Source organism: Streptomyces canus, from assembly GCF_041435015.1.
GTDB lineage: Bacteria > Actinomycetota > Actinomycetes > Streptomycetales > Streptomycetaceae > Streptomyces > Streptomyces canus_G.
Genome location: NZ_CP107989.1, coordinates 3,596,733 through 3,621,198, shown reverse-complemented (window position 1 = coordinate 3,621,198; position 24,466 = coordinate 3,596,733). Strand labels below are relative to the sequence as shown.

The window sequence follows — 24,466 nt, the reverse complement described above, 5'->3', positions numbered from 1 at the left end:
TCACACGCCCCTTTCGCGACTGAAGGCCATCAGGTTGACCCTGATCTTCTGCCACGGCGTCGGCGGCAGGCTCCGGGACGAACCGCGGGCGAAACGGCGCTCCAGGTAGTACTGGAAGACGCTGAACACGCTGGTCATGACCAGGTACCAGATGGAGGCCACGAACAGCATCTCCATGACGGCGTACGACGTCGAGCCGATCGTCGAGGTGGCGCGCAGCAGTTCGTTGTACGTCACCGCGTACACCAGCGACGAGGTCTTCAGCATGTTGATGAACTCGTTGCCCGTCGGCGGCACGATCACCCGCATCGCCTGCGGGATCACGATCCGGCGCAGCGTCTTGGCGTGGCTCATGCCGAGCGCGTGCGCGGCCTCGGTCTGTCCCTCGTCGACGGCCATCAGACCGGCGCGGCAGATCTCCGCCATGTACGCCGCCTCGTTCAGGCCGAGGCCCAGCAGGGCGCACATGAACGGGGTCATCACGTCCGTCATCTCGTCCTTGTAGATCGGACCGAGATTCAGCATCGGGAAGATCAGCGCCAGGTTGAACCACAGCAGCAGCTGGACGTAGACCGGAGTTCCGCGGAAGAACCAGATGTAGAACCAGGCCACCCAGCTCGTCACCGGGTTCTTGGAGAGCCGCATCACGGCCAGCACGACGCCGAGGACCACGCCCACGATCATCGCGAGGACGCTGATCAGCAGGGTGCGGCCGGCACCGGCGAGGACCGTGGAGTCGAACAGCTTGTCGCCGACCGCGCTCCACTGGATCTTCTCGGCGGTGGCGAACGCGTTGACCAGCAGGGCCACCAGCGCCAGCACGATGACCGCGCTGACGTAGCGGCCGTAGTGGCGGACCGGGATGGCCTTGATGGTCTCCGGTGCGAGGGAGGCCCGCGGCGGTGTGTCCGCAGGCTCCTTGTCGATCTTGTCAGTCACCGTGACTGCCCTTCAGTGGTGCGGGGTCCGTCACTTGCCGCCATTGACGGCGGACTTGTCGACGGCACCGGTCTGGGCGCCCCACTTGTCCAGGACCTTCTTGTACGTGCCGTCCTTGATGATGGCGTTCACGGCCGCCTCGAGGGCGCTCGTGAGCTCCTTGTTCTCCTTGTTCACGGCGATGCCGAACGGCCCGGCGTCGACCTGCTCGCCGACGACCTCGAAGGCGTTGCCGCCATCGGCCTTGCGGGCGATGTCGACGGCGACCGGGTAGTCGTTGACGCCCGCGACCGCGCCGCCCGACTTCACGCGGGTCTGCGCCTCGGTGTCGTTGTCGAAGGCCTCGATGTCGAGCTTCTTCTTGCCGGCCGTCGTGCACGCCTTGGACTGCTTCTGCAGGGCCTGCTCGTAGGTCGTGCCGTGCTGCACGGCGACCTTCTGACCGCAGAGGTCCTCGATCGAGCCGATCTTCTTCGGGTTGCCCTTCTGGACGTAGATGGCGGTGCCGGCCGTGAAGTAGTCGACGAAGTCGACACCCGGGCCCAGCTTCTTGCCCTTGTCGTCCAGACCCTCCTGGCGCGCCTTGGTGTCCGTGATGGAGGACATGGCGACGTCGTAGCGCCCGGAGTTCAGGGAGCTGATCAGGCCGTCGAAGGAGCCCGAGGTGAACTGGAACTCCACACCCAGCTGCTTGCTCAGCGCGGCCGCGATGTCGGGGTCGACACCGACGATCTTGCCGCCCTCCTGGTACTCCATGGGCGCGTACTCGGCGTTGGTGCCGACCTTGATGACACCCGCCTTCTGGATCTTCGCGGGCAGCTTGTCGAACAGCGGGGCCTTGCTGGACGACGCCGACTCCTTGGTGCTGCCGCCGCTGTCCGTCTGGTCACCGCAACCGGTGAGAATCAGGGCGCCTGCGACCGCGATCGCACCTACCGCGGCTGTCCTGGTGCGCGCGGTGGTCGTACGACGGGTGGAGCTTGCGGTCATGGTGGGTTCCTCCGGCGGATGGGTGGAGTTGCCGATGGGCGGGGCGACTGCCGAGTGGTTCGGCAGCACTGCCTTCATTCCTCAGGTCGACGAGAGCACACGCCTTCGAGTGTCGCGACCTCGTGTGATGACGGCATCTTGCCATTCGGACTGGACCATTCAGGGGGCCGGTCATGTCAAAATCGGATAACGGGTGACCCCCGAACCGCACCATGTCCGTACATCACGACCGGACCATCTGCGGGAATCTGGCATTCCGGCCGGAAGATCTTCGGCGCGCGTCGCCGAGCGGGCGACCGGGGCGGGGCGGCCCGCGGCCGGTTGAGCGGCCGTCCGGTGATCGTCAAGGGCCCGTTGCTGGTTTGTCCGGATGGCCCTCCATGATTCATGTCACCGGCCTCCGATGATCGATGATCGATTTACGTTCCGGCATGTGACCTTGGACGTATTGGACTCGTCCCCGACGCCGGTCGTCCGGTAAGAAGGTTCTTTACACCCCTCATCCGGGGCTCAGGGCGCGTGTGCGGCGCGCCCGTCGTGTACCGGCCCGTACGCATCAGTGAACAGGGCCGTACGCGGTGCCCGCCCACTTCTCAACCAGGAGTGGCCACCCTCAAAACCATGCAGACCTAAGGGGTAAGACAAAGTGGCAGCGGAGATCGTCAATCCTCGCAGCGACAGCGATACGGGACAGGACGGAGGGGCGGAGCCCCTCGATTCCATCGACCCCGCGTTCGCGCTGCACCGCGGCGGCAAAATGGCTGTGCAGGCCACCGTGCCGGTCCGTGACAAGGACGACCTGTCCCTCGCGTACACACCCGGCGTGGCGAAGGTGTGCAGCGCCATCGCCGAGCAGCCGGACCTCGTCCACGACTACACGTGGAAGTCGTCGGTCGTCGCCGTCGTGACGGACGGTACGGCCGTGCTGGGGCTCGGTGACATCGGGCCCGAGGCCTCCCTCCCGGTCATGGAGGGCAAGGCGATCCTGTTCAAGCAGTTCGGCGGCGTGGACGCGGTTCCGCTCGCGCTGGCCTGCACGGACGTCGACGAGATCATCGAGACGGTGGTCCGACTCGCGCCGTCCTTCGGCGGCGTGAACCTCGAGGACATCTCGGCTCCTCGGTGCTTCGAGATCGAGCGGCGGCTCCAGGAGCGGCTCGACATTCCCGTGTTCCACGACGACCAGCACGGGACCGCGGTCGTGACGCTGGCGGCACTGCGGAACGCCGCGCGGCTGAGCGGGCGGTCGATCGGGGATCTTCGTGCGGTGATCTCCGGTGCGGGTGCGGCGGGCGTGGCCATCGCCAAGATGCTCGTCGAGGCGGGCATCGGGGATGTCGCCGTCGCCGACCGCAAGGGTGTCGTGTCCGCCGACCGGGACGACCTCACGTCCGTGAAGCGGGAACTGGCCGGGTTCACGAACAAGGCGGGGCTGTCGGGGTCCCTGGAGGACGCGCTCGCGGGTGCGGACGTCTTCATCGGCGTGTCCGGCGGTACGGTCGCGGAGTCCGCGGTCGCTTCCATGGCGGAGGGGGCCTTCGTGTTCGCGATGGCCAACCCGAACCCCGAGGTGCACCCGGATGTCGCGCACAAGTACGCGGCCGTGGTGGCCACCGGGCGGTCCGACTTCCCGAACCAGATCAACAACGTGCTGGCGTTTCCGGGGATCTTCGCGGGGGCGCTGCAGGTGCGGGCCTCGCGGATCACGGAGGGCATGAAGATCGCGGCGGCCGAGGCGCTGGCCTCGGTGGTCGGGGACGATCTGGCGGCGGACTACGTGATCCCCTCCCCGTTCGACGAGCGGGTGGCTCCGGCCGTGACGGCGGCGGTCGCCGCGGCGGCTCGGGCTGAGGGTGTCGCTCGCCGCTGAGTTCTGCGGGCTGTGAGGTGGCCTCGTCCGGGCGTGGTTCCGGGCGGGGCCACCTCTTTGCTTTCGGGTGCGGCTGATCGGGTGGCGGTGGGGTTGTCGCTTGGCTGCGGGCGGGTGGAGGCCGGCGCTGTGCGCGGTTCCCCGCGCCCCTGGATGCCTGCGGCGCACCATTCCGCAAGAGGGCGTGTGTCACAACGCGACCCGGTTCCCCACGCGGTCCCCGTTGCCTATCGTCAAGGTCATGTTCGCTGTCTACGCCGCCCGAATCGACCGCGACAACCCGCTCTCGGGACTGGAGTCGGGGGAGCGCCCGGCCCCCGAAGCCCGCCCGGGTTGGAGCGTCGTCGACGTCAAGGCCGCTTCCCTCAATCACCATGACCTCTGGTCCCTGCGCGGCGTAGGCCTCGCGGAGGACAAGCTGCCGATGATCCTCGGCTGTGACGCAGCCGGTGTCGACGAGGACGGCAACGAGGTCGTCCTGCACTCCGTCATCGGGCAGAGCGGGCACGGTATCGGCCCCAAGGAGCCCCGCTCCATCCTCACCGAGCGCTATCAGGGGACGTTCGCCGAGCAGGTTGCCGTGCCGACCTGGAACATCCTCCCCAAGCCGAAGGAGCTGTCCTTCGCGGAGGCCGCCTGTCTGCCCACGGCCTGGTTGACGGCGTATCGGATGCTGTTCACGAATGCCGGCGTCCGGCCCGGAGACTCCGTGCTGGTGCAGGGTGCGGGCGGAGGCGTCGCCACGGCCGCGATCGTGCTGGGGAAGGCCGCAGGGCTGCGGGTCTTCGCCACCAGCCGGGACGAGGCCAAGCGGAAGCGTGCCGTGGAACTCGGGGCCGTGGAGGCGCTGGAGTCGGGCGCGCGGCTGCCGCAGCGGGTGGACGCCGTCATCGAGACGGTGGGCGCGGCCACGTGGTCGCACTCCGTCAAGTCGCTCAAGCCGGGCGGCACGGTGGTCATCTCCGGTGCCACGAGCGGCGACCGCCCCTCGCACGCCGAACTGACCAGGATCTTCTTCCTCGAGCTCAAGGTCGTCGGCTCGACCATGGGGACCAAGGACGAGCTGGAGGATCTGCTCGCGTTCTGCGCGGCCACGGGGGTGCGGCCCGTGATCGACGAGGTGCTCCCGATGGACCGTGCGCGTGAGGGCTTCCAACGGGTGGAGTCCGGTGAGCAGTTCGGGAAGGTCGTGCTCACCAACGGCTGATCTCTTCTTTCTTTTCGCGTCGGCGGCCGGTCCGGTTTCGGATCGGCCGCCGACGTTTGTCAATCGTGGTTGACATGCGGCGAGTGTCAACGTAGGTTGACATCATGACCGAAGCAACGGATCTCGCCGAGCGCGCCGGTGATCGCGATCCCCGGGTCGGACTGCGTGCCGTCGCCGCACTGCGCAGGCTGCTGGAGCAGCTGGAGTCGCTGCAGGTGCGCAGCGCGCGCCATCAGGGCTGGTCGTGGCAGGAGATCGCCGCGGAACTCGGAGTGAGCAGGCAGGCCGTGCACAAGAAGTACGGGAGGCATTGATGTTCGAGCGGTTCACGAAGGACGCCCGGGCGGTGGTCATGGGTGCGGTCGAACACGCCGAGGGGGCCGGGGCGGGTTCCGTGGAGGCCGAGCACCTGCTGCTGGCGCTGCTGGACCGGGAGGCCGGCCGGGCCTCCTTCGCCCTGGCCGCTCTCGGGCTCGCCGAGCGTGGGGACGCCGTACGGGAGGCGCTGGGCGAGGCGCGGCGGCGGGCCGGGCTGTCCCAGGCGGACGCCGAGGCGCTGGCCGGGCTGGGGATCGACGTCTCGGAGATCGTCGCCCGGGTCGAGGAGGTGCACGGGGTCGGGGCGATGTCCGGCGACCGGAAGGACAAGGGGTGGTGGTCCGGGCGGCGCTCCTTCGGGCGGGGTGCCAAGGAGATCCTGGAGAAGGCGCTCCGTATCGCTGTGGCCCGGCGGGACCGACATATCGGTGACGAGCACATCCTGCTGGCCCTGACCGTCAGGCCGGGGGTGCCGGGGGAGGTCCTCGCCGACCACGGGGTGACCTACGAGTCGGTCGCGCGTGTCCTCTACGGCGGGGGAGAGGCGAAGGCCGGCTGAGTCCCGCGGGGCGCCGACGTCCAGGACGGCGGCGCCCGTCCGGCTCATGCCTTCGGCGCCCGCAGCAGTGCTCCTATGCGGGCCGCCGCCGTCGACAGGTGCCGACGAGCGTCGCGCAGCTGGTCGGGCGTGATGCCGTGGTCGCGGGCCGCGTCGCGGATGTCGTCGCGGAAGCGGTCCAGCAGACGGTCCAGGTCGCGGGCCGGGTCGCCGGTGGAGTCCTCGTGGGCCCAGGAGGGTTCGTACTCGGCGGGGAAGTCCTCCGGGGTGTGCGAGTACTGGGGCCCGGTTGGCGTCCCCTCGGCCTTCTCGGACTTCGCGCCGCCCCGGCCGAAGCCGAAGTCCTTCCCGAACTCCTTGCCGTAGTCCTTCCCGAACTCGCCGAACTCCTTGGCCAGTTCGGTCAGCCCCTCGCGCACCCCCGTCGGCCAGTCGCCGCGCGCGAAGTGGTCCTGCACCTGCTCCTGTACGCGCTTGGCGATGCGCTGCACCTCCTCCTGCGCCTGCTCCCGGGCCCGGTCCTGGGCCTCCTTGGCCTGACGGCGGGCCCGCTGGGCCTCCTCGCGGGCGCGGCGGCTCTCGTCCTTGGCGCGCCGGGCCTGCTCCTTCCACTCCTGCTTGACGCGGCGCATCTCCTCCTTGGCGGTGCGCCACGCCTCCTTGTCGGCGTATTCCGTGAAGTCCCCGAAGGGGCCCTCGTGTTCGCCGGTTTCCTTGGCGCCACCGCCACGGCGCGCCTGCGTCGCGGCAGCCCGCATCTCGCGCCGCAGATCACCCGCCGCGCCACGCACATCGGCCCGGATCTCGGCGGCGAGCTCGGCGACCGAGTCGCGGATCTCCAGCTCCAGGTCGGCCAGTTCGCCGCTGCGGTCGGCCAGCTCGGCGCGGCCCGCGTCCGTGATGGCGTAGACCTTGCGGCCGCCCTCCGTGGTGTGGGTGACCAGGCCCTCCGCCTCCAGCTTGGCCAGCCGGGGGTAGACGGTGCCCGCCGAGGGGGCGTACAGGCCCTGGAAACGCTCCTCCAGGAGCCGGATCACCTCGTAACCGTGGCGTGGGGCCTCGTCCAGCAGCTTCAACAGATAGAGACGGAGGCGGCCGTGGGCGAAGACGGGAGGCATGTCAGAGCACCTTCTTGTCGGTCGTGCCGTCGGCCGGGGCGCGGGTGGGCTCGTCCGTCGGGTCGTCCGTGGGGTCGTGGTCGTCCGTGAGGTCACGGTCGTCGGCCGGGCCGGAAAGGGAATTGTCCCCCGAGGCGCCGGCCTCGCCGGCCACCGGGTCGGCGGCGTCGGCCGGTCCGGCCCCCGTGCCCCTGTCCTTCACGAAAGGATCCGTCTCCCACCGCTCCTCCTCGTCCTCCCGGGGTGGGCGGCGCAGGAGGGCGATGGAGCCGGAGACGGTGGTCGCGCGGAGCTTGCCGGTTCCGGCGCCGAGGCGGCCCGTGACCTTGTGGGCGCCCCATTGGCCGTGCACGCGCAGGCCGTCGAAGGCGTTGGAGATCGTCCCGCTCGCGGTGTTGGCCTCCACCTCCGCGTCCGCGGGCTGGGGGAGCCGGATGGCGATCTCGCCCGAGACGCTGGTCAGCCGGACGTCGGTGGGGCCCTCCGGATCGAGGTCCACGATCATCGAGCCGCTGACCGAGTCGGCCCGCACGGACGGGCCGGAGCCCTCCACGACGGTGAGATCCCCGGAGACCGAGTTGAAACGCAGGTCACCGGTGACAGCCTGGGCCTCCAGGTTTCCGGAGACGGTGTCGGCGCGGACGGGGCCGGAGAGGCCGACGAGGGTCGTGTCGCCGTTGACCCCCTTCACCACCGACGGGCCGCGCATCCCCGACACGACGGCCGCGGCGCTGACCACACCCACCTCGACGCGGGTGTCGGCCGGCACGGCCAGCGAGACGACCGCGCTGCGCCGCCAGCCCTTGCGGTCGAGCCACTTGAGGAAGCCCTTCCAGGGCAGGTCCTCGTAGGCCACCGTGAGGGTGCCGGCCTCCTGGGTGACGACCAGAGGCGGTCCCTCGATCTGGGACACCTCCAGGCGTGCGGAACCTTCGTCCGTGCCCACCACGTTCACCGTTCCGTTGACGATGCGCACGTGGAGTTCGCGTACGGGCTCGTCGAAGGTGAGCTTCCTGGGCTCCGTGACGGACCACTCGGGCATGGTGCGAACCTCCCCGTATCAACGCGCCATATCGCGTCTCCTGTAATTCACGATATATCGTGGACGTCGAAAGTCAAGGCGCTCTTTCCGGGGACGTTCAGGGCTTCAAATATGACCAATCGCCGCAAATCGCCCTAGCGTGTGACCATGTCGACGGAAGCCACCTCCCGAACCGGCCGCACCGGTCCCGCCCCCGGCGCCCTGCTGCTCTGCCGGGCCGAGCCGGATTCCGTCGCCCCCGCCGCCCGGCTGCTGCGCGACCGCATGCTGCTGATGCACGCGGGGCAGGGCTGGAGCGTCCTCGTGCCGGGAGGCGGGCCGTGGCTGCACGGTGGGGAGCCGGTCGACCGCGTCATGACGGGTTGGGCCACCGCCCTGGCCGTCGGCGCTCCCTGGCCCGTTCTCGCCCTGTGGTGGGACGCCGACCGCGGCGGCTACACCCTCGCGTCGGGCTTCCGCCGCCCTGTGGGCTACGTCTGGCTCGCCAACGGCACCCCGGCGGGCGAGGACGAGGCCATGCGCACCTTCGCGGCCCGCCTGGACCTCGACCCGGTCCTGGACGTCCAGTCCCTCGACCACCTCACGAAACCGGACCCCGCCTCCGACGCCCGCGCCCGCCTGCGCGGCCTGCTGGCGGTCCTCACACGCGTGGGCCTCGACCTCCCCGCGGGCCTCGCTCCCGGGGAACCGACCGACCGCCTCCGCGAGGTGGCCCGGGACCGGCCGGACGCCCGCCCGATCGAGTGGGAGGGATGGCAGACGGTCCGCGGCGAACTCGAGGTGGTCGCGGGCCGCCGCCTCACCCCCTGGCTCCCCTGGTCAGGGGACCCGAAGGCCCGCACCCTCGCCCTGGCCCAGATGGCGGCAGGCCTCCCGCTGGCCGCCTGGGGCCTGCGACACCGCAGCGGCGGCTGGCTCACGGCGGGAGCGCTGCTGCTGGCGCACGGGGCGCTCGGGCTGTCGTACGACCTGACGCACCCCCGCGACTGACCCCTACGTCCGATCGCCGCCACGCAAAGCGGGGCACCTCAAGGGGTGCCCCGCGGCCGAGAAGCCGTACGGCCTACTCGTCGTCCTCGTCGTCCAACCGGGCCAGCCACGTGGCCAGTCGCTCCACCGGCACCTCGAAGTCGGGATTGAGGTCGACGAACGTCCTCAGCTGCTCGGCGAGCCACTCGAAGGTGACTTCCTCCTCGCCGCGCCGCTTCTCCAGTTCCTCGATGCCACGGTCCGTGAAGTACATGGCTCAAGGATAAGTGCGCCGAAACGGCCGGGCCGCACCCCTCCGAAGAGGGGTGCGGCCCGGTCACGTACAGCCTTCGAGAGCGGTTACGCCTCGAACACCTCACGCACCAACTGCTCCTGCTCGGCCTGGTGGCGCTTCGCCGAGCCCACCGCCGGGGACGAGCCGTGCGGGCGGGAGATCCGGCGCAGGCGCTCGCCGTGCGGGATGTCCGCGCCGACCGCCAGGTCCAGGTGGTCGATCAGGTTGAGGGCGATGAACGGCCACGCGCCCTGGTTCGCCGGCTCCTCCTGGGCCCAGAGGTACTTCTCGGCGTTCGGGTACTTGGCGATCTCGGCCTGGAGCTCGGCACCCGGAAGGGGGTACAGGCGCTCGACGCGGATGATCGCCGTGTCCGTGACACCGCGCTTCTGACGCTCGGCGTCGAGGTCGTAGTAGACCTTGCCGGCGCAGAAGACGACCTTCTTGACCGCGGCCGCGTCCACGGACGTGTCGCCGATGACCGGGCGGAATTGACCCGACGTGAACTCCTCCGTCTTCGACGCGGCGGCCTTGAGGCGCAGCATCGACTTCGGGGTGAAGACCACCAGCGGCTTGTGGTGCGGGTTGTGCACCTGCCACCGCAGGAGGTGGAAGTAGTTCGACGGGAGGGTCGGCATCGCGACCGTCATGTTGTTCTGGGCGCAGAGCTGGAGGAAGCGCTCCACGCGCGCGGACGAGTGGTCCGGGCCCTGGCCCTCGTAGCCGTGGGGGAGGAGCAGCGTCACACCGCTCGTCTGGCCCCACTTCTGCTCCGCCGCCGAGATGTACTCGTCGACGATCGTCTGCGCGCCGTTGACGAAGTCACCGAACTGCGCCTCCCACAGCACGAGCGCGTCGGGGCGGGCCAGCGAGTAGCCGTACTCGAAGCCCATGACCGCGTACTCGGACAGGAGGGAGTTGTAGACGTTGTAGCGGGCCTGGTCCTCGTTGAGGTACTGGAGCGGGGTGTGCTCCTCGCCCGTCTCCCGGTCGATCAGGACCGCGTGGCGCTGGCCGAAGGTGCCGCGCTGGGAGTCCTGGCCGGACAGACGGACCGGGGTGCCCTCCAGGAGCAGGGAGCCGACGGCCAGCGTCTCGCCCATGCCCCAGTCGATCGTGCCGTCCTCGACCATCGACGCCCGGCGCTGCAGCTGCGGCAGCAGACGCGGGTGGACGTGGAAGGTGTCGGGGATGTTGACCTGGGACTCGGCGATCCGCTTCACGGTCTCCGAGGAGATCGCGGTGTTCACCGCGACCGGGAACTCGGCCTGCGGGTCGGAGACGGGTCCGGCGGCCGGCTGGGCCGTGACGGCCTCGCGGACCTCCGTGAAGACCTTCTCCAGCTGGCCCTGGTAGTCCTGCAGGGCCTGCTCGGCCTCTTCCAGGGTGATGTCGCCGCGACCGATCAGGGACTCGGTGTACAGCTTGCGCACCGAGCGCTTCTTGTCGATCAGGTCGTACATCAGCGGCTGGGTGAAGGCCGGGTTGTCCGACTCGTTGTGACCGCGGCGGCGGTAGCAGATGAGGTCGATCACCACGTCCTTGTTGAACGCCTGGCGGAACTCGAAGGCCAGACGGGCCACCCGGACCACGGCCTCCGGGTCGTCGCCGTTCACGTGGAAGATCGGGGCCTCGATCATCCTCGCCACGTCCGTCGCGTACATCGACGAGCGGGAGGACTCCGGGGCGGCCGTGAAGCCGACCTGGTTGTTGATGACGATGTGGACCGTGCCGCCGGTGCGGTAACCCCGCAGCTGCGACATGTTCAGGGTCTCGGCCACCACGCCCTGGCCCGCGAAGGCCGCGTCGCCGTGCAGGGCGACCGGCAGGACCGTGAAGTCCGTGCCGCCCTTGTTGATGATGTCCTGCTTGGCACGGGTGATGCCCTCGATGACCGGGTCGACCGTCTCCAGGTGGGAGGGGTTCGCGGCCAGCGAGACCTTGATCTGCTCGCCGTCCAGGCCCGTGAAGGTGCCCTCGGCGCCCAGGTGGTACTTCACGTCGCCGGAGCCGTGCATCGACTTCGGGTCGAGGTTGCCCTCGAACTCGCGGAAGATCTGCGCGTACGACTTGCCGACGATGTTCGCCAGGACGTTCAGCCGGCCGCGGTGGGCCATGCCGATGACGACCTCGTCCAGGCGGGACTCGGCGGCCGAGTCCAGCACCGCGTCGAGCAGCGGGATGACGGACTCGCCGCCCTCCAGGGAGAAGCGCTTCTGGCCGACGTACTTCGTCTGCAGGAAGGTCTCGAAGGCCTCCGCGGCGTTCAGCCGGCGCAGGATGCGCAGCTGCTCCTCGCGCTCCGGCTTGGTGTGCGAGCGCTCGATGCGGTCCTGGATCCACCTGCGCTGCTTCGGGTCCTGGATGTGCATGAACTCGACGCCGGTGGTGCGGCAGTACGAGTCGCGCAGCACACCGAGGATGTCGCGCAGCTTCATCAGGGACTTGCCGGCGAAGCCGCCGACCGCGAACTCCCGCTCCAGGTCCCACAGGGTGAGGCCGTGCTCGGTGATGTCCAGGTCGGGGTGCTTGCGCTGGCGGTACTCCAGCGGGTCGGTGTCGGCCATGACGTGGCCGCGGACCCGGTAGGAGTGGATCAGCTCGAAGACGCGGGCGGCCTTCGTGACGTCGTCGTCGTGCGAGGCGTCGATGTCCTTGAGCCAGCGGACCGGCTCGTAGGGGATGCGCAGCGCCTCGAAGATCTCGTCGTAGAAGCCGCCCTCACCGAGGAGGAGGTTCGCGACGATCCGCAGGAACTCGCCGGAGGCGGCACCCTGGATGACCCGGTGGTCGTAGGTCGACGTGAGCGTCATGACCTTGGCGATGCCGAGCTTGTTCAGGGTGTCCTGGGAGGTGCCCTGGAACTCCGCCGGGTAGTCCATGGAGCCGACGCCCATGATGACCGACTGGCCGGGCATCAGACGCGGCACGGAGTGGACCGTACCGAGGCCGCCCGGGTTCGTCAGGGAGACCGTCACACCCGAGAAGTCGTCCATCGTCAGCTTGCCGTCACGGGCGCGGCGGACGATGTCCTCGTAGGCCTGCCAGAACTCGAAGAAGTTCAGCGTCTCGGCCTTCTTGATGCCCGCGACGACCAGCTGGCGGTCGCCGTTGGACTTCACCAGGTCGATGGCGAGGCCGAAGTTGACGTGCGGCGGCTTGACGAGGGTGGGCTTCCCGTCCTTCTCCGCGTAGTGCCAGTTCATCGACGGCATGGCCTTGATGGCCTGCACCATCGCGTAGCCGATCAGGTGCGTGAAGGAGATCTTCCCGCCCCGGGCCCGCTTCAGATGGTTGTTGATGACGATGCGGTTGTCGAACAGCAGCTTCACCGGGACCGCGCGCACGGACGTGGCCGTGGGCAGCTCCAGGGAGGCGTTCATGTTCTTCGCGACCGCGGCGGCGGGACCGCGCAGGGTCACCATCTCCGGGCCCTCCGCGGAAGAACCCGCGGTGGCGGGCTTCGCGGCGGCAGCCGGCTTCGCGGCGGCCGGCTTGGCAGCCGGAGCGGCCTGAGCCGGAGCGGCGGCGGGAGCGGCCTTGGCGGGGGCCGGAGCCGCGGCGGCCGGCTTGGCGGCCGGAGCAGCGGCCGGGGCCGGCGCGGCGGCCTGAGCCGGAGCGGTGGGGGCCGGTGCGGCCGCGGCCGCAGTGGTGGTCTCCGCGGCCCCCGCGGCCGCGGTACCCGCCGCAGCCGGAGCGGCGGCCCCCGACTTGTAGTCGGCGAAGAAGTCCCACCAGGCACGGTCTACCGAATTCGGGTCCTGGAGGTACTGCTGATAGATCTCGTCGACGAGCCACTCGTTCGGGCCGAACGCGGCAGCGGGGTTCTTGCCCGCTTGGTCTGCGTCGGTCGAGATGCTCGAGTTACTGGGGGACTGTGGCGACACGGCGGCAACCGCCCTCTTCCGCTTCTCACAAGGTGATGGACAGCGGGAATAAAGGCTACGCCCCCAAGACGGTGAAGGTCAGGCCGGGCCCGTCCATCGTCGTGTAAGTCACATCAAAGAGCGGGTTTCGGGGGTGGAAATGGCGGGAAACAAGCGTGGTTCCGCTGCGTGAATCCACGGGAGGGAAGCGCCGAGCGGGGCCCTGCGCGACGGTGGCGCGGCCCTCTGCCTGATCACACGTGTCCGTCGGCGCGGAACAGAGATGGATCTTGTGGCTCCGCTTTGAACTTTACGTCAACTTGGCAGAGATGGAAGGCCTGGAAGGGTGACAAGGATCCTGCAACCCCGATCGGATTCGGCCACTCCGATCCGGCCGCCGTGCAGATCCACCGCCCAGCGGGCGATCGCGAGCCCGAGTCCGGTGCCGCCGTCGCTGCCCGGCCCGTGCGGCCGCCGGACCTGGCCGCGGTTGAACCGCTCGAAGACGCGGTGCCACTCCGAGCGCGGAATGCCGGGGCCCTCGTCGAGCACCTCCAGCTCGAGCGACTCCGGCAGGGACCCGCGCCGCGCCTTGACCGTCACCCGGCCGTGCGCCGGGCTGTGCTTGACCGCGTTGTCGATGAGGTTGGCGACGACCTGGTGGATGCGCTCCGGGTCGGCGTGCGCGGTGAGCTCCGGCGGGGACACGTCGAGGTGCAGATGGACGTCGTTGCGGGTGTGACTGCCTGACCCGGACGCGATGCCCGCGCGCGCCGTGGCGACCATGTTGGCCTCCTTCAGCACGCCCGACAGATACGGCCACACCTCGAAACGGCGCTTCTTCAGCGGTACGACGCCGTTGTCGAGCCGGGACAGGTCCAGCAGCGTCTCCACCAGCCGGCCGAGCCGCTCGGTCTGCTTCAGGGCCGTGCGCATGGTCTCGGGGTCGGCCTGGGTGACCCCGTCGACGATGTTCTCCAGCACCGCGCGCAGGCCCGCGATGGGCGTGCGCAGCTCATGGGAGACATTTGCCACAAGTTCCTTGCGCTGGCGTTCCTGGGCCTCCAGGTCGTCCGCCATGCGGTTGATCGTCTGGGCCAGGTCGCCCAGCTCGTCCCGCCGGTTCTCGCGCACCCGGCGGGTGTAGTCGCCGTGCGAGATGGACCGGGCGACCGCGTTCATGTCGTCCAGCGGCGCGGTGAGCGAATGCGCCACGAACTGCGTAATGAGCAGTGTGGCGATCATCGAGAAGACCGTGATGAAGCGCAGCTCCGTGGCCGTGCGCATCGCGATCATCATCAGCCCGGTGGTGATGAGGACCGCGATGACGACCAGGACGCCCAGCTTGGTCTTGATCGAGAACGGGCTTACGCCGCCCCAGGGCTCCCTGGGGCTGCTCCGGCCGGCCGGACCCTCGCTCATGGCGTCGGCGTCTCCAGGGCGTAGCCCACGCCGTGCACCGTACGGATCCGCTCGGCGCCGATCTTCCGGCGCAGCGCCTTGATGTGGCTGTCGACCGTGCGGGTGCCGGAGGCGTCCGCCCAGTCCCACACCTCGGCCAGCAGCTGCTCACGGGAGAGCACCGCGCGCGGGGTGTTCGCCAGGCACACCAGGAGGTCGAACTCGGTGGGCGTCAGGTGCACGTCCTCCGAGCGCACCCGCACCCGGCGCTGCGCGTGGTCGATCTCCAGCTCGCCGAGCCGGAGAATGCCGGACCGGGGCGTCGCGGCGGCCAGCGCGGCCCGCTCGACCCGCCGCAGCAGGACGTGCACGCGCGCGGCCAGCTCGCGCATCGAGAACGGCTTGGTCATGTAGTCGTCGGCGCCGACGCCGAGCCCGACCAGCATGTCGGTCTCGTCGTCCCGCGCGGTGAGCATCATCACCGGCACCGGACGGGCGGCCTGCACACGGCGGCAGACCTCGAGACCGTCGAAGCCGGGCAGCATGATGTCGAGGATCAGCAGGTCCGGCTGCCAGGCCTCTGCCGTGTCCACCGCCGACGGACCGTCGACCGCCGTTTGCACGAGGAATCCCTCGGCGCGCAGGCGGGTCGCGATGGCGTCGACGATCGTCGGATCGTCCTCGACGACCAGAACCCGGCGCTGTGCGCCCGGCGTGGCCGTCGTGCCGTTGTGGGAGGTGTGTGTCTGCTCCATCGCCCGCCCCTGGGGAGTGCTTTCCGGAACCATGTGGGGTGATTCCTTGTCTGCGCATGACTGCGATTGACGCTTGAATGATCGGCGTAGGGAAGCAGAGTACGGGGAGTCATCACCCCTTTGCTATCCAGGTCGGACGGCGAGATGCACGACGTCGGGTACGCCCCGGGCAACGGGGATCTCCTCGGTACGTACCTGCTGGAACCCGGCATTTGATAGGGATCCCTCAAATTCCGCAGAGGGCTGCGCGGACCACACGGCCAGAACCCCGCCCGGCTTCAACACCCTTGCGCAGCTTGTGAGTCCGGCACGCGCGTAGAGTCCGCCGTTGCCCTCCGTGACCGTCCAGTCGGGTCCGTTGTCGATGTCGAGGCACAGCGCGTCAAAAGTGGCGCATGTCTCATTGACGAATCCGACTAGATCCGTTTCCAGAATGTTCGTCCGGGGATCGGCGAGCGCCTCGGCCGAGAGGGCCGAGAGCGGGCCCGCGCGGTGCCAGTCGACGATCGCCGGTTCCCGCTCGACGACCGTGATCCGCCCCCAGCGCGGATTCGCGGCCGCGTGTGCGAGCGAGAAGCCGACACCGAGGCCGCCGATGAGGACGTGCGGGGCGGGGCGGTCGTCGAGGGCGTCGAGCGCCGCGTCGACGAGCATCCGCTCCGAGCGTCCGTCGGAGGTGTCCATCAGGAAGCAGCCGTTGGCGATGATCTGGAGCAACTCGCCGTGGCGCCGCAGGACCACCTCCCCGTAGGGGCCCTCGCGACGGTCCAGGACGTCGGGAATGTCGTACGAGGTGGGCATCGGCCCATCCTGGCAGGTACGGCGTCCGAGCGGGACTTCTTGAGAAGTCCCTGTGAATGGGGGGCGAGGTGGCGCAGGTCACAGACAGCGGGTGGGTCGGGCGCGAAGGCTGGGGTGAAACGGAGGGAGCAGCTCACCTTGGAACGGACCGTGCCCGCAGCGCCTTCCGACGCGCCCGCACCGGCTGCGCCCGACCCCGCGTCGGACGCCCCTGCGTCGGACGCGTGCTTTCCGGATGTGGCGGGACTGCTCGACGGGATGCCACGGCAGCGGGAACGCGGCGGGACGGGAGCCGGCGAGACACCGGTGACACCCCTGGCGACGGCCGCCCCGGACACCCGGCTCCGTGTCCCCCGCCTCCGGCGGCTGTTCCCCACTCCCGCCGGGACCCCGTTCACCTTCGTCTACGGCGCCGTCCTGGCCGTCGTCTCGCTCGTCGCCGCGCATCTTGACCCCGCCCTGGTGCAGACCCTGCACCAGGGCTCCAGCACCGATGTCGCCCACCTCGTGCGGACGCCCGTACTGGTGCTGGTCGCCAGCGCGTTGTGGATCGCGGGCGGGATCCTCTCGCCGTACGCCGTCGCCCTGCTGTTCGTCCTCACGGCGCTGGAGCGGCGGATCGGTGGCGTGCGCACGGCCGGTGTCTTTCTGCTCGGGCATGCCGGGGCGACCCTTGCCACGGAGGTCCCCATAGGACTCGCGGTCCTGGTCGGGCATCTGCCCGCCAGCTCACTGCACCGTCTCGACTACGGAGTCAGCTTCGGTGTCGCCGCGAGCCTCGGCGCGCTGGCGGGGCTTCTCCGGCCGTGGCTGCGCCGGCCGTTGCTCGCCCTGTTCGGCTGGATGCTGGTGACGGACCTGATCGCGTTCACCGACCCGATGACGGACTGGGGTCATCTGATCGCCCTGGCGATCGGCGTCGCGACCTGGCCGGCGGTACGGCGCTGGCACCGCGCACGTCAGCCCCTCGCCGGTCGCCGGGTGTCCTGACCCGCGGGGTTGTTGACACGGCTGATGGGCGGCCGGCCGGTCGAGTTCGGTGTCCGGGGCGATGCCGGCCGCGTCGAGGAAGGTGGGGGGCGATGTCGAGCAGCCAGGAGGGTCGGAACGGGACCTCGCTGCCCGGGCGGGTGGGGCACCGACCTGCGCGGCCGGCTCGTGCAGGTCGCGCATCGCGTCGTCGACGGGTCCCCCGCTCATCGGCTCCCGCACGTCCCGGCACACGCGGTGTCAGCGACCCGGGGGAGTCCAGACGTACGGCGTCGTCGTGGTCACCGCGTGCATGCCGAGCCTGCGCAGGATGGGCGCGCTGTCGTCGGACGCGTCCACGTGCAGATAGGTGACTCCGCGGGAGACGGCGAGAGCGGCGCGTACGGCGACCAGGGCGCGGTAGATGCCCCTGCCCCGCCACTCGGCGAGCGTGGATCCGCCCCACAGACTCGCGAATCCCGTGCCCGTGCGGAACACCAGCCAGGCGGCGCACACCACTTCGCCGTCCACCTCGGCGACGTACACCGCGATGTCGTCCGGCGCGGTGGCCACCCTGCCGATCAGGTCGTCGGCGAGCCAGCTCCAGTCCTGCCCCCACACCGCCGACTGCATCGCGGCGATCCGGCGCATGTCCGCGTCCGCCGTGACGCGGCGCACGGTGACGCCTTCCGGCGGCGCGGGCTGTCGTACGGCCATCTCGGCGGCCCGGCCGACCAGTACCGTCTCCCGCTCCTCGGGCACGAAACCGGCCGCGCGGAGTCGTTCGGTGAGGTCGTCCGGGGTGTCGTGGGAGCGGGTCTTCCATTCGACGGCCTCGCCGCGAGCCGCGAAGAAGTCACGTTGCCGCGCGACGAGTTCGTCGAGCGCGCCGCCCTCGACACCGAGGTCGCGCGGCCCGCTCACGAACCCGCGGAACTGGCCGACGATCCTGAGCAGCGGTCCGTCCTGCTCGTACGTCACCCCCGCGGGCGGGGTTGGGGGAGCGCCGCGCATCTGGTCGTCGTAGGCGGAGAGGAGGGGCTGTATGTCTGCGGTGGTCATGGTCGTTCGTTCCCCCGGTCGTCTCGGTCGTCTCGGTCGTCTCGGTCGTATCGGTCGTTCTGGTCGTCTCCCCGCACGCGCGCGTGGAGGTGCTGGTCGTGCCAGCCGTCCGCGTGGAGCAGGGCGTGGCGCATGGTGCCCTCCAGTCGGAAGCCGGCCTTCTCCGCCACCCGGCAGGAGGCCTCGTTGGCGACGGCGTGGCAGAGGGTGAGGCGGTGCAGGCCGAGATCGTGCAGCGCCCAGTCGGTCAGCCGACGGGCGGCCTCGACCGCGATGCCGGTGCCGCGGCCGGCGGGCAGCACCCAGTAGGCGATCTCGGCGTGGCCCCGGTCGAGGTCGACGTTGATCCAGGCGGCGAGGCCGAGGATGTCGCCGGGGCCGGGGTTTTTGGCGTGCTCGTCCCGCGGACCGGCGGCGGGGCCGATGCCGGTGCTCGTCAGGACGCCCGCCCCTTCGCCTTCGTCCTCCCGCGCAACCGCCCACACCGCCGCCGTCTCCCTCTCCCACCTCTCCCGCATCCGCCCGATACGCGCGCGTGCCTCGTCCTCGGTCATGGTCGGCAGCAGGTTCCACCGGCTGATGGCCGGATCGTGGCCCGCGGCCACCAGGGCACCGGCGTCCGTCGTGCGCCAGGGGCGGAGTTTCAGGCCGCCGGGAAGAGCGAGGACCGGCTGGGTGTTGTCCGCCATGCGGCCGGCGGGAACCACCGGAGGTATCGGGGCGATCACCGGCGCAGCATGACAGAGGCCGTCCCCGGTCGCCTCCGGGTTTTCCGCGGGCGGCGACGGACGGTCACCCGGCGTTCGATCCCACGAACTTCGCACTGGTGAGCGGAGCTTCCACATGCCAGCCCAGAGACTCGTACAGCCCCCGCCCCGCCGGCGTTCCCGCGAGGACGCCCGTCTCGGCACCCGTGTCGGCCGCGACGGCCTGGAGCGTGCGCATGACGACGCTGCCCAGCCCCCGGCGCCGATGGGCGGCCACGGTCTCGATCTGGTCGAAGACGGCGGTCGCGCCGGTCGGAGCGACCTGACCGCGCGCCGCGAGGGAACCGTCGGGTGCGGCGACGAGTACGCGGGTGACGCCGCCCACGGACCAGGTGCGCAGTCGGTATCCGTCGGGGACGGTGGTCCGTTGCGCCGGCGCGGTCAGCGGGACCGTCATCAGGTAACCCGGCTCGGGATCCACCCACCAGCCCTCGTCCAGCCAGGGCCCGACCATCTCCGGATCATGGAACACCTTGAGCCACACCCCGGCCCCGGTCACCCCGCCCGCCACCTTGCGCACGACCCCCTCGTCCACGCCGTCGCCGAGCGCGTCGAACACGTGTCGCGACACTTGCGCGACCTGCCCCACGTCGACGGTGAACCCCCACGGCTCACGCTCCGGCGTCGCCGCCCCGCGGGACACGACCCAGCCGGTCACCCACGCCTGTACGACTCCGTCCATGACATCCCCCTGTAATGGTCTCTAGCGTCATGTGTCTATTACTGGATGACCATAGGCCCCGACCCGCCGATTCCGGCAGCAGTGATCGCCGACAGCGAACAGGCAAGCGGGTGGGGAACATTCGAAGCGCCCTGTGCATTGAGTCGGCATAGCTCAACTTGACTGCCTAAGGGGAGATCATGGCTTCGACGTCCACACCGCTCACCCTGCCCGTGCTGCCGCTCGACGACGAGGTCGTGCTGCCCGGAATGGTGGTTCCGCTGGACCTGAACGACACCGACGTCCGCGCCGCGGTGGAGGCCGCCCAGGCCGCCGCCCGCTCGGAACCCGGAAAGCCGAAGGTTCTTCTGGTGCCACGCATCGACGGCGAGTACGCCGGCACCGGTGTGCTCGGCACCATCGAGCAGGTCGGCCGGCTGGCCGACGGCGACCCGGGCGCGCTCATCCGCGGCCGCAGCAGGGTGAAGATCGGTGCGGGGACCACCGGCCCGGGCGCCGCCCTGTGGGTCGAGGGGACCACGGTCGACCAGACCGTCCCCGAACCGCTGCCCGGTCACGTCACCGAACTCGTCAAGGAGTACAAGGCCCTCGCCACCGCCTGGCTGCGCAAGCGCGGCGCCTGGCAGGTCGTCGACCGGGTGCAGGCCATCGACGACGTCTCCACCCTTGCCGACAACTCCGGTTACTCGCCCTTCCTGACCACCGAGCAGAAGGTCGAACTGCTGGAGACCTCCGACCCGGTCGCCCGCCTCAAGCTCGCCACCCAGCAGCTCCGCGACCACCTCGCCGAGCAGGACGTGGCCGAGACCATCGCCAAGGACGTCCAGGAGGGCGTCGACAAGCAGCAGCGGGAGTTCCTGCTCCGCCGTCAGCTGGAAGCCGTACGCAAGGAACTGCGCGAGCTCAACGGCGAGCAGGAGGGCGAGGAGTCCGACGACTACCGCGCCCGCGTGGAGGCCGCCGACCTGCCCGAGAAGGTGCGGGAAGCCGCCCTCAAGGAGGTCGACAAGCTGGAGCGGTCCAGCGACCAGTCCCCGGAGGGCTCCTGGATCCGGACCTGGCTGGACACGGTCCTCGAACTGCCGTGGAACGAACGGACCGAGGACGCCTACGACATCCAGGGCGCCCAGGCGATCCTCGACGCCGAGCACGCGGGCCTCCAGGACGTGAAGGAGCGGATCACCGAGTACCTGGCGGTGCGCAAGCGCCGCAGCGACCGGGGACTGGGTGTCGTCGGCGGCCGGCGCGGCGGTGCGGTCCTGGCCCTCGTCGGGCCGCCCGGCGTCGGCAAGACCAGCCTCGGGGAGTCCGTGGCCCACGCCATGGGCCGCAAGTTCGTCCGCGTCGCCCTCGGTGGCGTACGGGACGAGGCGGAGATCCGCGGCCACCGGCGGACGTACGTCGGCGCGCTGCCCGGCCGGATCGTGCGGGCGATCAAGGAGGCCGGGTCGATGAACCCGGTGGTCCTGCTCGACGAGATCGACAAGGTGGGCTCCGACTTCCGCGGCGACCCCGCGGCGGCCCTCCTGGAGGTCCTGGACCCGGCGCAGAACCACACCTTCCGCGACCACTACCTGGAGGTCGAGCTCGATCTGTCGGATGTCGTCTTCCTCGCCACGGCCAACGTGCTGGAGGCGATCCCGGAGGCGCTGCTCGACCGGATGGAGCTGGTCCGGCTCGACGGGTACACCGAGGACGAGAAGATCGTCATCGCCAGGGACCACCTGCTCCCGCGCCAGCTGGAGCGGGCGGGGCTCGCCAAGGACGAGGTCGTCATCGACGAGAGCGCGCTGCGCAAGCTCGCCGGCGAGTACACCCGTGAGGCGGGCGTCCGCACCCTCGAGCGGTCCGTCGCGAGGCTGCTGCGCAAGGTGGCGGCCCAGCACGAACTGGGCGAGCGGGAGCTGCCGTTCACCGTCACGGACGAGGAGCTGCGCGGTCTGATCGGCCGGCCGCACCACGTGCCCGAGTCGGCCCAGGACCCGGCGGAGCGCCGCACGGCGGTCCCCGGGGTGGCGACCGGACTCGCGGTCACCGGAGCGGGCGGAGACGTGCTGTTCGTCGAGGCGTCGCTGGCCGACCCCGAGACGGGCGCGGCGGGTCTGACGCTGACCGGCCAGCTGGGTGACGTGATGAAGGAGAGCGCGCAGATCGCGCTGAGCTTCCTGCGGTCGCGCGGCGCGGAGCTCGAACTGCCGGTGGGCGACCTGAAGGACCGGGGCGTGCACATCCACTTCCCGGCGGGCGCGGTCCCGAAGGACGGCCCGAGCGCGGGCGTCACCATGACGACGGCGCTGGCCTCGCTGCTCTCCGGCCGTCTGGTCCGCACGGACGTGGCGATGACGGGCGAGGTCTCGCTGACCGGCCGGGTCCTCCCGATCGGCGGCGTCAAGCAGAAGCTGCTCGCCGCGCACCGCGCCGGGGTGACGACCGTCATCATCCCGAAGCGCAACGAGGCCGACCTGGACGATGTCCCGGCGGAGGTGCTGGACAAGCTCGACGTCCACGCCGTCACCGACGTCCGCCAGGTCCTGGAGCTGGCGCTGTCCCCGGCGACCAACGGGGCCACGCCGGAGGTTCCGGTGGCGGCGTGAGGCCGTAGTCCGTCAGCGGGCTCGGTCCGCGGCTGCCGGACGAGGTGAAGGCCCGGGTTCTCGTGAGGGAGGCCCGGGCCTTCGCCGTACGCCGGGTGGGTCAGCCGCCGGCGAGCGCCTGTACGCGGTCCAGGGCGCCGTTGAAGCGGTCGTGGTCGCCGACCGTCGGGCCGGAGGAGGTGTACTGCCACATGGTGTACGAGCTCCAGCCGGCCGGGAGGGTGCCCGCCGTCGAGGCGTACCGGGCGATCCACAGCGGGTTGGCGGAGAAACCGCCGTAGTTTCCGGTGCACTGGGTCCACCAGTTGGTGGCGGTGTAGATGACGGCGTTGCGGCCGGTGCGCGCCTTGTACTGGTTCAGGAAGTCGCGGATCCAGCTGACCATCGCGCTCGGCGACTTGCCGAAGCAGGAGTCGCCGTACGGGTTCCACTCGATGTCGAGGGTGCCGGGCAGGGTCCTGTTGTCCCGGTACCAGCCGCCGCCGCTGTCGACGAAGTAGTCGGCCTGCGTCGCACCGCTGCTGGTGTCCGGGGTGGCGAAGTGATAGGCGCCGCGGATCATGCCGACGTCGTAGGAGCCGGTGTACTGCTGGCTGAAGGAGGGATTCGCGTAGTACGTCCCCTCGCTCGCCTTGGTGTACGCCCAGCGCACCCCGCTGTTCCACAGGGTCGACCAGGAGACGTTGCCCTGGTAGCTGGCGACGTCGACACCCTCGGCCTGGGTGGCGCGGGTGCCGGCGGGCAGCTCGCCCTGGCCGTCATGCGCTACGACGCCCATTCCCATGTGGGCGGAGCCGCGGGCCGGGGTGGCGGTCGCGTCGGGGGTGTCGGGGGTTTCGGCGGCCGGGGCGGCGGCCGGGTGGAGCAGGGAGAACGCGGTGAGCAGGAGTGCGACGAGGAAGAGGCGTCGGGGACGTATCGGTCCGGGTCTGTGCACGGGCATGGCGTGCCTCCGAGGGCTCGGTGATGCTCGGTTGGGGGAACACGGGACGGCCGTGGCCGGGCTGGCGTGAGCATGCCAGCCGCTGCTCGGCGAAGGCGCTGCGTACGACGACGAGGGTGGGAAGCGGGACCGGCGGCTGCCATTGGTCCAGCCCTGCGAAATACTTACGGAGCCGCGGTGATGGCGCAATTTGGCGGAAACCTTTACGACCGGGATATTCAAGGCAGGGGCTGACGTGCACGAAGACGGAAACGGCGGCGGGGGCCGGGGCGGGGCCGACGTGGCGCCGCACGGTGTGGACCAGCCCGGATTCCTCGCACTGGAACGCGAGTTGACCGTCCTGCTGCGCCGCGCCCGGGCCAACCAGGGTGAGATGGCACGCGAGGTCCACCCCGACCTGGAGTCGGCGGCCTACGGCCTGCTCGTCCGTCTGGATGAATGCGGCCGCCAGCGCGCCACCGAACTGGCCGCCTACATCGGCGTCGGCAAGGCCACGATGTCCCGTCAGCTGCGTGCCCTGGAAGACCTGGGCCTCGTCGCCCGCGCACCGGACCCGGCGGACGGCCGGGCCTGGCTCGTCGACCTCACACAGGAGGGCCGCTCCCGGGTGCAGAGGGTCCGCGACGCGCGCCGGGCCCGGTACGCGGGCCGACTGGCGCACTGGGACCCGGAAGAGGTCACCGAACTGGCAAGGCTGCTGCACCAGCTGAACCGCGGCATGGAGAAGTAGGCCACCGCCGGGGGCTGGTCGTGTCGTCGCGGGGCGGGCCCGGGTGGGGCCACTGCCGAGCCGTGGGTGGTCGAGGGCGCGGTCCATGGCGGGCGGTCGCGCGGTGTGCTCGGCGGCGCCGACGGGGAACCGGCCGTCTGGACGATCGCCCGGTTGGTAGGCCGCCGCCGGTCGTGTCGTCGCGGGGCGGGCCCCGATCGGGCCGCTCGCGAGCCGTGGGTGGTCGAGCGGACGTTCGACGGCGGACGGGCGCGCGCGGTGCCCGGTTGGTGGGCCACCGCCGGGGGCTGGTCGTGTCGTCGCGGGGCGGGCCCGGGTGGGGCCACTGCCGAGCCGTGGGTGGTCGAGGGCGCGGTCCATGGCGGGCGGTCGCGCGGTGTGCTCGGCGGCGCCGACGGGGAACCGGCCGTCTGGACGATCGCCCGGTTGGCGGTGAACGTGGCTATCCGGGAGGGCGGTGCCGTGAGCGGCCTCCGTGATCCGGACGAAGGGTACGACCCGGTGCAGGGCCCGGTGCGGCAGCTCGCGGCGGCGGGCGTCCCCGGCCGGCCCGGCGACGCCCCGGGAGGGCGGCTCGTGGACGTGACGG

21 protein-coding genes are annotated in these 24,466 nt (G+C 70.6%); 8 read left to right on the top strand and 13 right to left on the bottom strand.

From position 1 onward, the window contains the following. Both OG841_RS16035 and OG841_RS16030 read right to left on the bottom strand, forming a co-directional pair. Positions 1-939 carry an amino acid ABC transporter permease gene (locus OG841_RS16035; protein WP_328640858.1) on the bottom strand — a complete coding sequence of 313 codons (939 nt, stop codon included), beginning with the start codon at positions 937-939 and terminating at the stop codon, positions 1-3. A gap of 30 nt (positions 940-969) precedes the next feature. Beyond that, positions 970-1,929: an ABC transporter substrate-binding protein gene (locus tag OG841_RS16030; protein ID WP_365119397.1), complete on the bottom strand. Its 960-nt coding sequence runs from the start codon at positions 1,927-1,929 to the stop codon at positions 970-972. A 646-nt stretch (positions 1,930-2,575) separates the two neighbouring features. On the opposite strand from OG841_RS16030, the gene OG841_RS16025 reads away from it, so the two are divergent. From OG841_RS16025 to OG841_RS16010, 4 genes are all read left to right on the top strand, one after another. Next, positions 2,576-3,799, top strand: a complete 1,224-nt coding sequence (locus OG841_RS16025; protein WP_328640860.1) for an NAD(P)-dependent malic enzyme — start codon at positions 2,576-2,578, stop codon at positions 3,797-3,799. Positions 3,800-4,040: 241 nt separating this feature from the next. Continuing rightward, positions 4,041-5,006, top strand: coding sequence for a zinc-binding dehydrogenase (locus OG841_RS16020; RefSeq protein ID WP_328640861.1), 966 nt, complete (start codon positions 4,041-4,043; stop codon positions 5,004-5,006). A gap of 104 nt (positions 5,007-5,110) precedes the next feature. Next, positions 5,111-5,320, top strand: a complete 210-nt coding sequence (locus OG841_RS16015; RefSeq protein ID WP_371565830.1) for a helix-turn-helix domain-containing protein — start codon at positions 5,111-5,113, stop codon at positions 5,318-5,320. Next, entirely contained in the window at positions 5,320-5,883 is a 564-nt protein-coding gene (locus tag OG841_RS16010; protein WP_371565829.1) for a Clp protease N-terminal domain-containing protein, read from the top strand. Before OG841_RS16015 ends, OG841_RS16010 begins: the two co-directional genes overlap by 1 nt. Positions 5,884-5,927: 44 nt before the next feature. Here OG841_RS16010 and OG841_RS16005 read toward each other — a convergent pair whose 3' ends face one another. Next, positions 5,928-7,001 carry a PadR family transcriptional regulator gene (locus OG841_RS16005; RefSeq protein WP_371565827.1) on the bottom strand — a complete coding sequence of 358 codons (1,074 nt, stop codon included), beginning with the start codon at positions 6,999-7,001 and terminating at the stop codon, positions 5,928-5,930. A gap of 1 nt (position 7,002) precedes the next feature. Beyond that, positions 7,003-8,043, bottom strand: a complete 1,041-nt coding sequence (locus OG841_RS16000; protein ID WP_371565826.1) for a DUF4097 family beta strand repeat-containing protein — start codon at positions 8,041-8,043, stop codon at positions 7,003-7,005. 147 nt (positions 8,044-8,190) lie between these two features. On the opposite strand from OG841_RS16000, the gene OG841_RS15995 reads away from it, so the two are divergent. Beyond that, the gene (locus OG841_RS15995; RefSeq protein ID WP_371565824.1) at positions 8,191-9,033 is read left to right on the top strand and encodes a hypothetical protein; all 843 of its coding nucleotides are present in this window, start codon (positions 8,191-8,193) and stop codon (positions 9,031-9,033) included. Between the two features lie 73 nt (positions 9,034-9,106). Here OG841_RS15995 and OG841_RS15990 read toward each other — a convergent pair whose 3' ends face one another. The 5 genes from OG841_RS15990 to OG841_RS15970 form a co-directional block, all read right to left on the bottom strand. Continuing rightward, complete coding sequence (locus OG841_RS15990) at positions 9,107-9,286, bottom strand: DUF6104 family protein (protein WP_003992906.1); 180 nt, start codon at positions 9,284-9,286, stop codon at positions 9,107-9,109. 86 nt (positions 9,287-9,372) lie between these two features. After that, a complete protein-coding gene (locus OG841_RS15985; RefSeq protein ID WP_371565819.1) occupies positions 9,373-13,194 on the bottom strand; it encodes a multifunctional oxoglutarate decarboxylase/oxoglutarate dehydrogenase thiamine pyrophosphate-binding subunit/dihydrolipoyllysine-residue succinyltransferase subunit in 3,822 nt (1,273 codons plus the stop codon). Positions 13,195-13,488: 294 nt separating this feature from the next. Further along, on the bottom strand, positions 13,489-14,595 hold the full coding sequence (locus OG841_RS15980) for a HAMP domain-containing sensor histidine kinase (protein ID WP_328640867.1): 1,107 nt from the start codon (positions 14,593-14,595) through the stop codon (positions 13,489-13,491). Beyond that, a complete protein-coding gene (locus tag OG841_RS15975; RefSeq protein WP_057612257.1) occupies positions 14,592-15,329 on the bottom strand; it encodes a response regulator transcription factor in 738 nt (245 codons plus the stop codon). The genes OG841_RS15980 and OG841_RS15975 overlap by 4 nt, the downstream gene beginning before the upstream one ends. A 123-nt stretch (positions 15,330-15,452) precedes the next feature. Next, positions 15,453-16,130, bottom strand: coding sequence for a spermidine synthase (locus tag OG841_RS15970; RefSeq protein ID WP_328640868.1), 678 nt, complete (start codon positions 16,128-16,130; stop codon positions 15,453-15,455). Between the two features lie 138 nt (positions 16,131-16,268). On the opposite strand from OG841_RS15970, the gene OG841_RS15965 reads away from it, so the two are divergent. Then, positions 16,269-17,120: a rhomboid-like protein gene (locus OG841_RS15965; protein ID WP_371565816.1), complete on the top strand. Its 852-nt coding sequence runs from the start codon at positions 16,269-16,271 to the stop codon at positions 17,118-17,120. Positions 17,121-17,360: 240 nt separating this feature from the next. Here the strand turns inward: OG841_RS15965 and OG841_RS15960 are convergent, their stop codons facing one another. The 3 genes from OG841_RS15960 to OG841_RS15950 form a co-directional block, all read right to left on the bottom strand. Next, positions 17,361-18,161: a GNAT family N-acetyltransferase gene (locus OG841_RS15960; protein WP_328640870.1), complete on the bottom strand. Its 801-nt coding sequence runs from the start codon at positions 18,159-18,161 to the stop codon at positions 17,361-17,363. Then, on the bottom strand, positions 18,158-18,889 hold the full coding sequence (locus OG841_RS15955) for a GNAT family N-acetyltransferase (protein ID WP_365119404.1): 732 nt from the start codon (positions 18,887-18,889) through the stop codon (positions 18,158-18,160). Before OG841_RS15955 ends, OG841_RS15960 begins: the two co-directional genes overlap by 4 nt. Positions 18,890-18,953: 64 nt before the next feature. Further along, positions 18,954-19,610 carry a GNAT family N-acetyltransferase gene (locus OG841_RS15950; RefSeq protein ID WP_328640872.1) on the bottom strand — a complete coding sequence of 219 codons (657 nt, stop codon included), beginning with the start codon at positions 19,608-19,610 and terminating at the stop codon, positions 18,954-18,956. Between the two features lie 179 nt (positions 19,611-19,789). On the opposite strand from OG841_RS15950, the gene lon reads away from it, so the two are divergent. Beyond that, on the top strand, positions 19,790-22,204 hold the full coding sequence (gene lon, locus OG841_RS15945; RefSeq protein WP_365119408.1) for an endopeptidase La: 2,415 nt from the start codon (positions 19,790-19,792) through the stop codon (positions 22,202-22,204). A gap of 100 nt (positions 22,205-22,304) precedes the next feature. On the opposite strand, the gene OG841_RS15940 is transcribed toward lon, so the two are convergent. Then, positions 22,305-23,147 carry a lysozyme gene (locus OG841_RS15940; protein WP_371565814.1) on the bottom strand — a complete coding sequence of 281 codons (843 nt, stop codon included), beginning with the start codon at positions 23,145-23,147 and terminating at the stop codon, positions 22,305-22,307. Between the two features lie 235 nt (positions 23,148-23,382). On the opposite strand from OG841_RS15940, the gene OG841_RS15935 reads away from it, so the two are divergent. Beyond that, on the top strand, positions 23,383-23,877 hold the full coding sequence (locus tag OG841_RS15935; RefSeq protein ID WP_328640875.1) for a MarR family winged helix-turn-helix transcriptional regulator: 495 nt from the start codon (positions 23,383-23,385) through the stop codon (positions 23,875-23,877). Positions 23,878-24,466 lie beyond the last annotated feature (589 nt).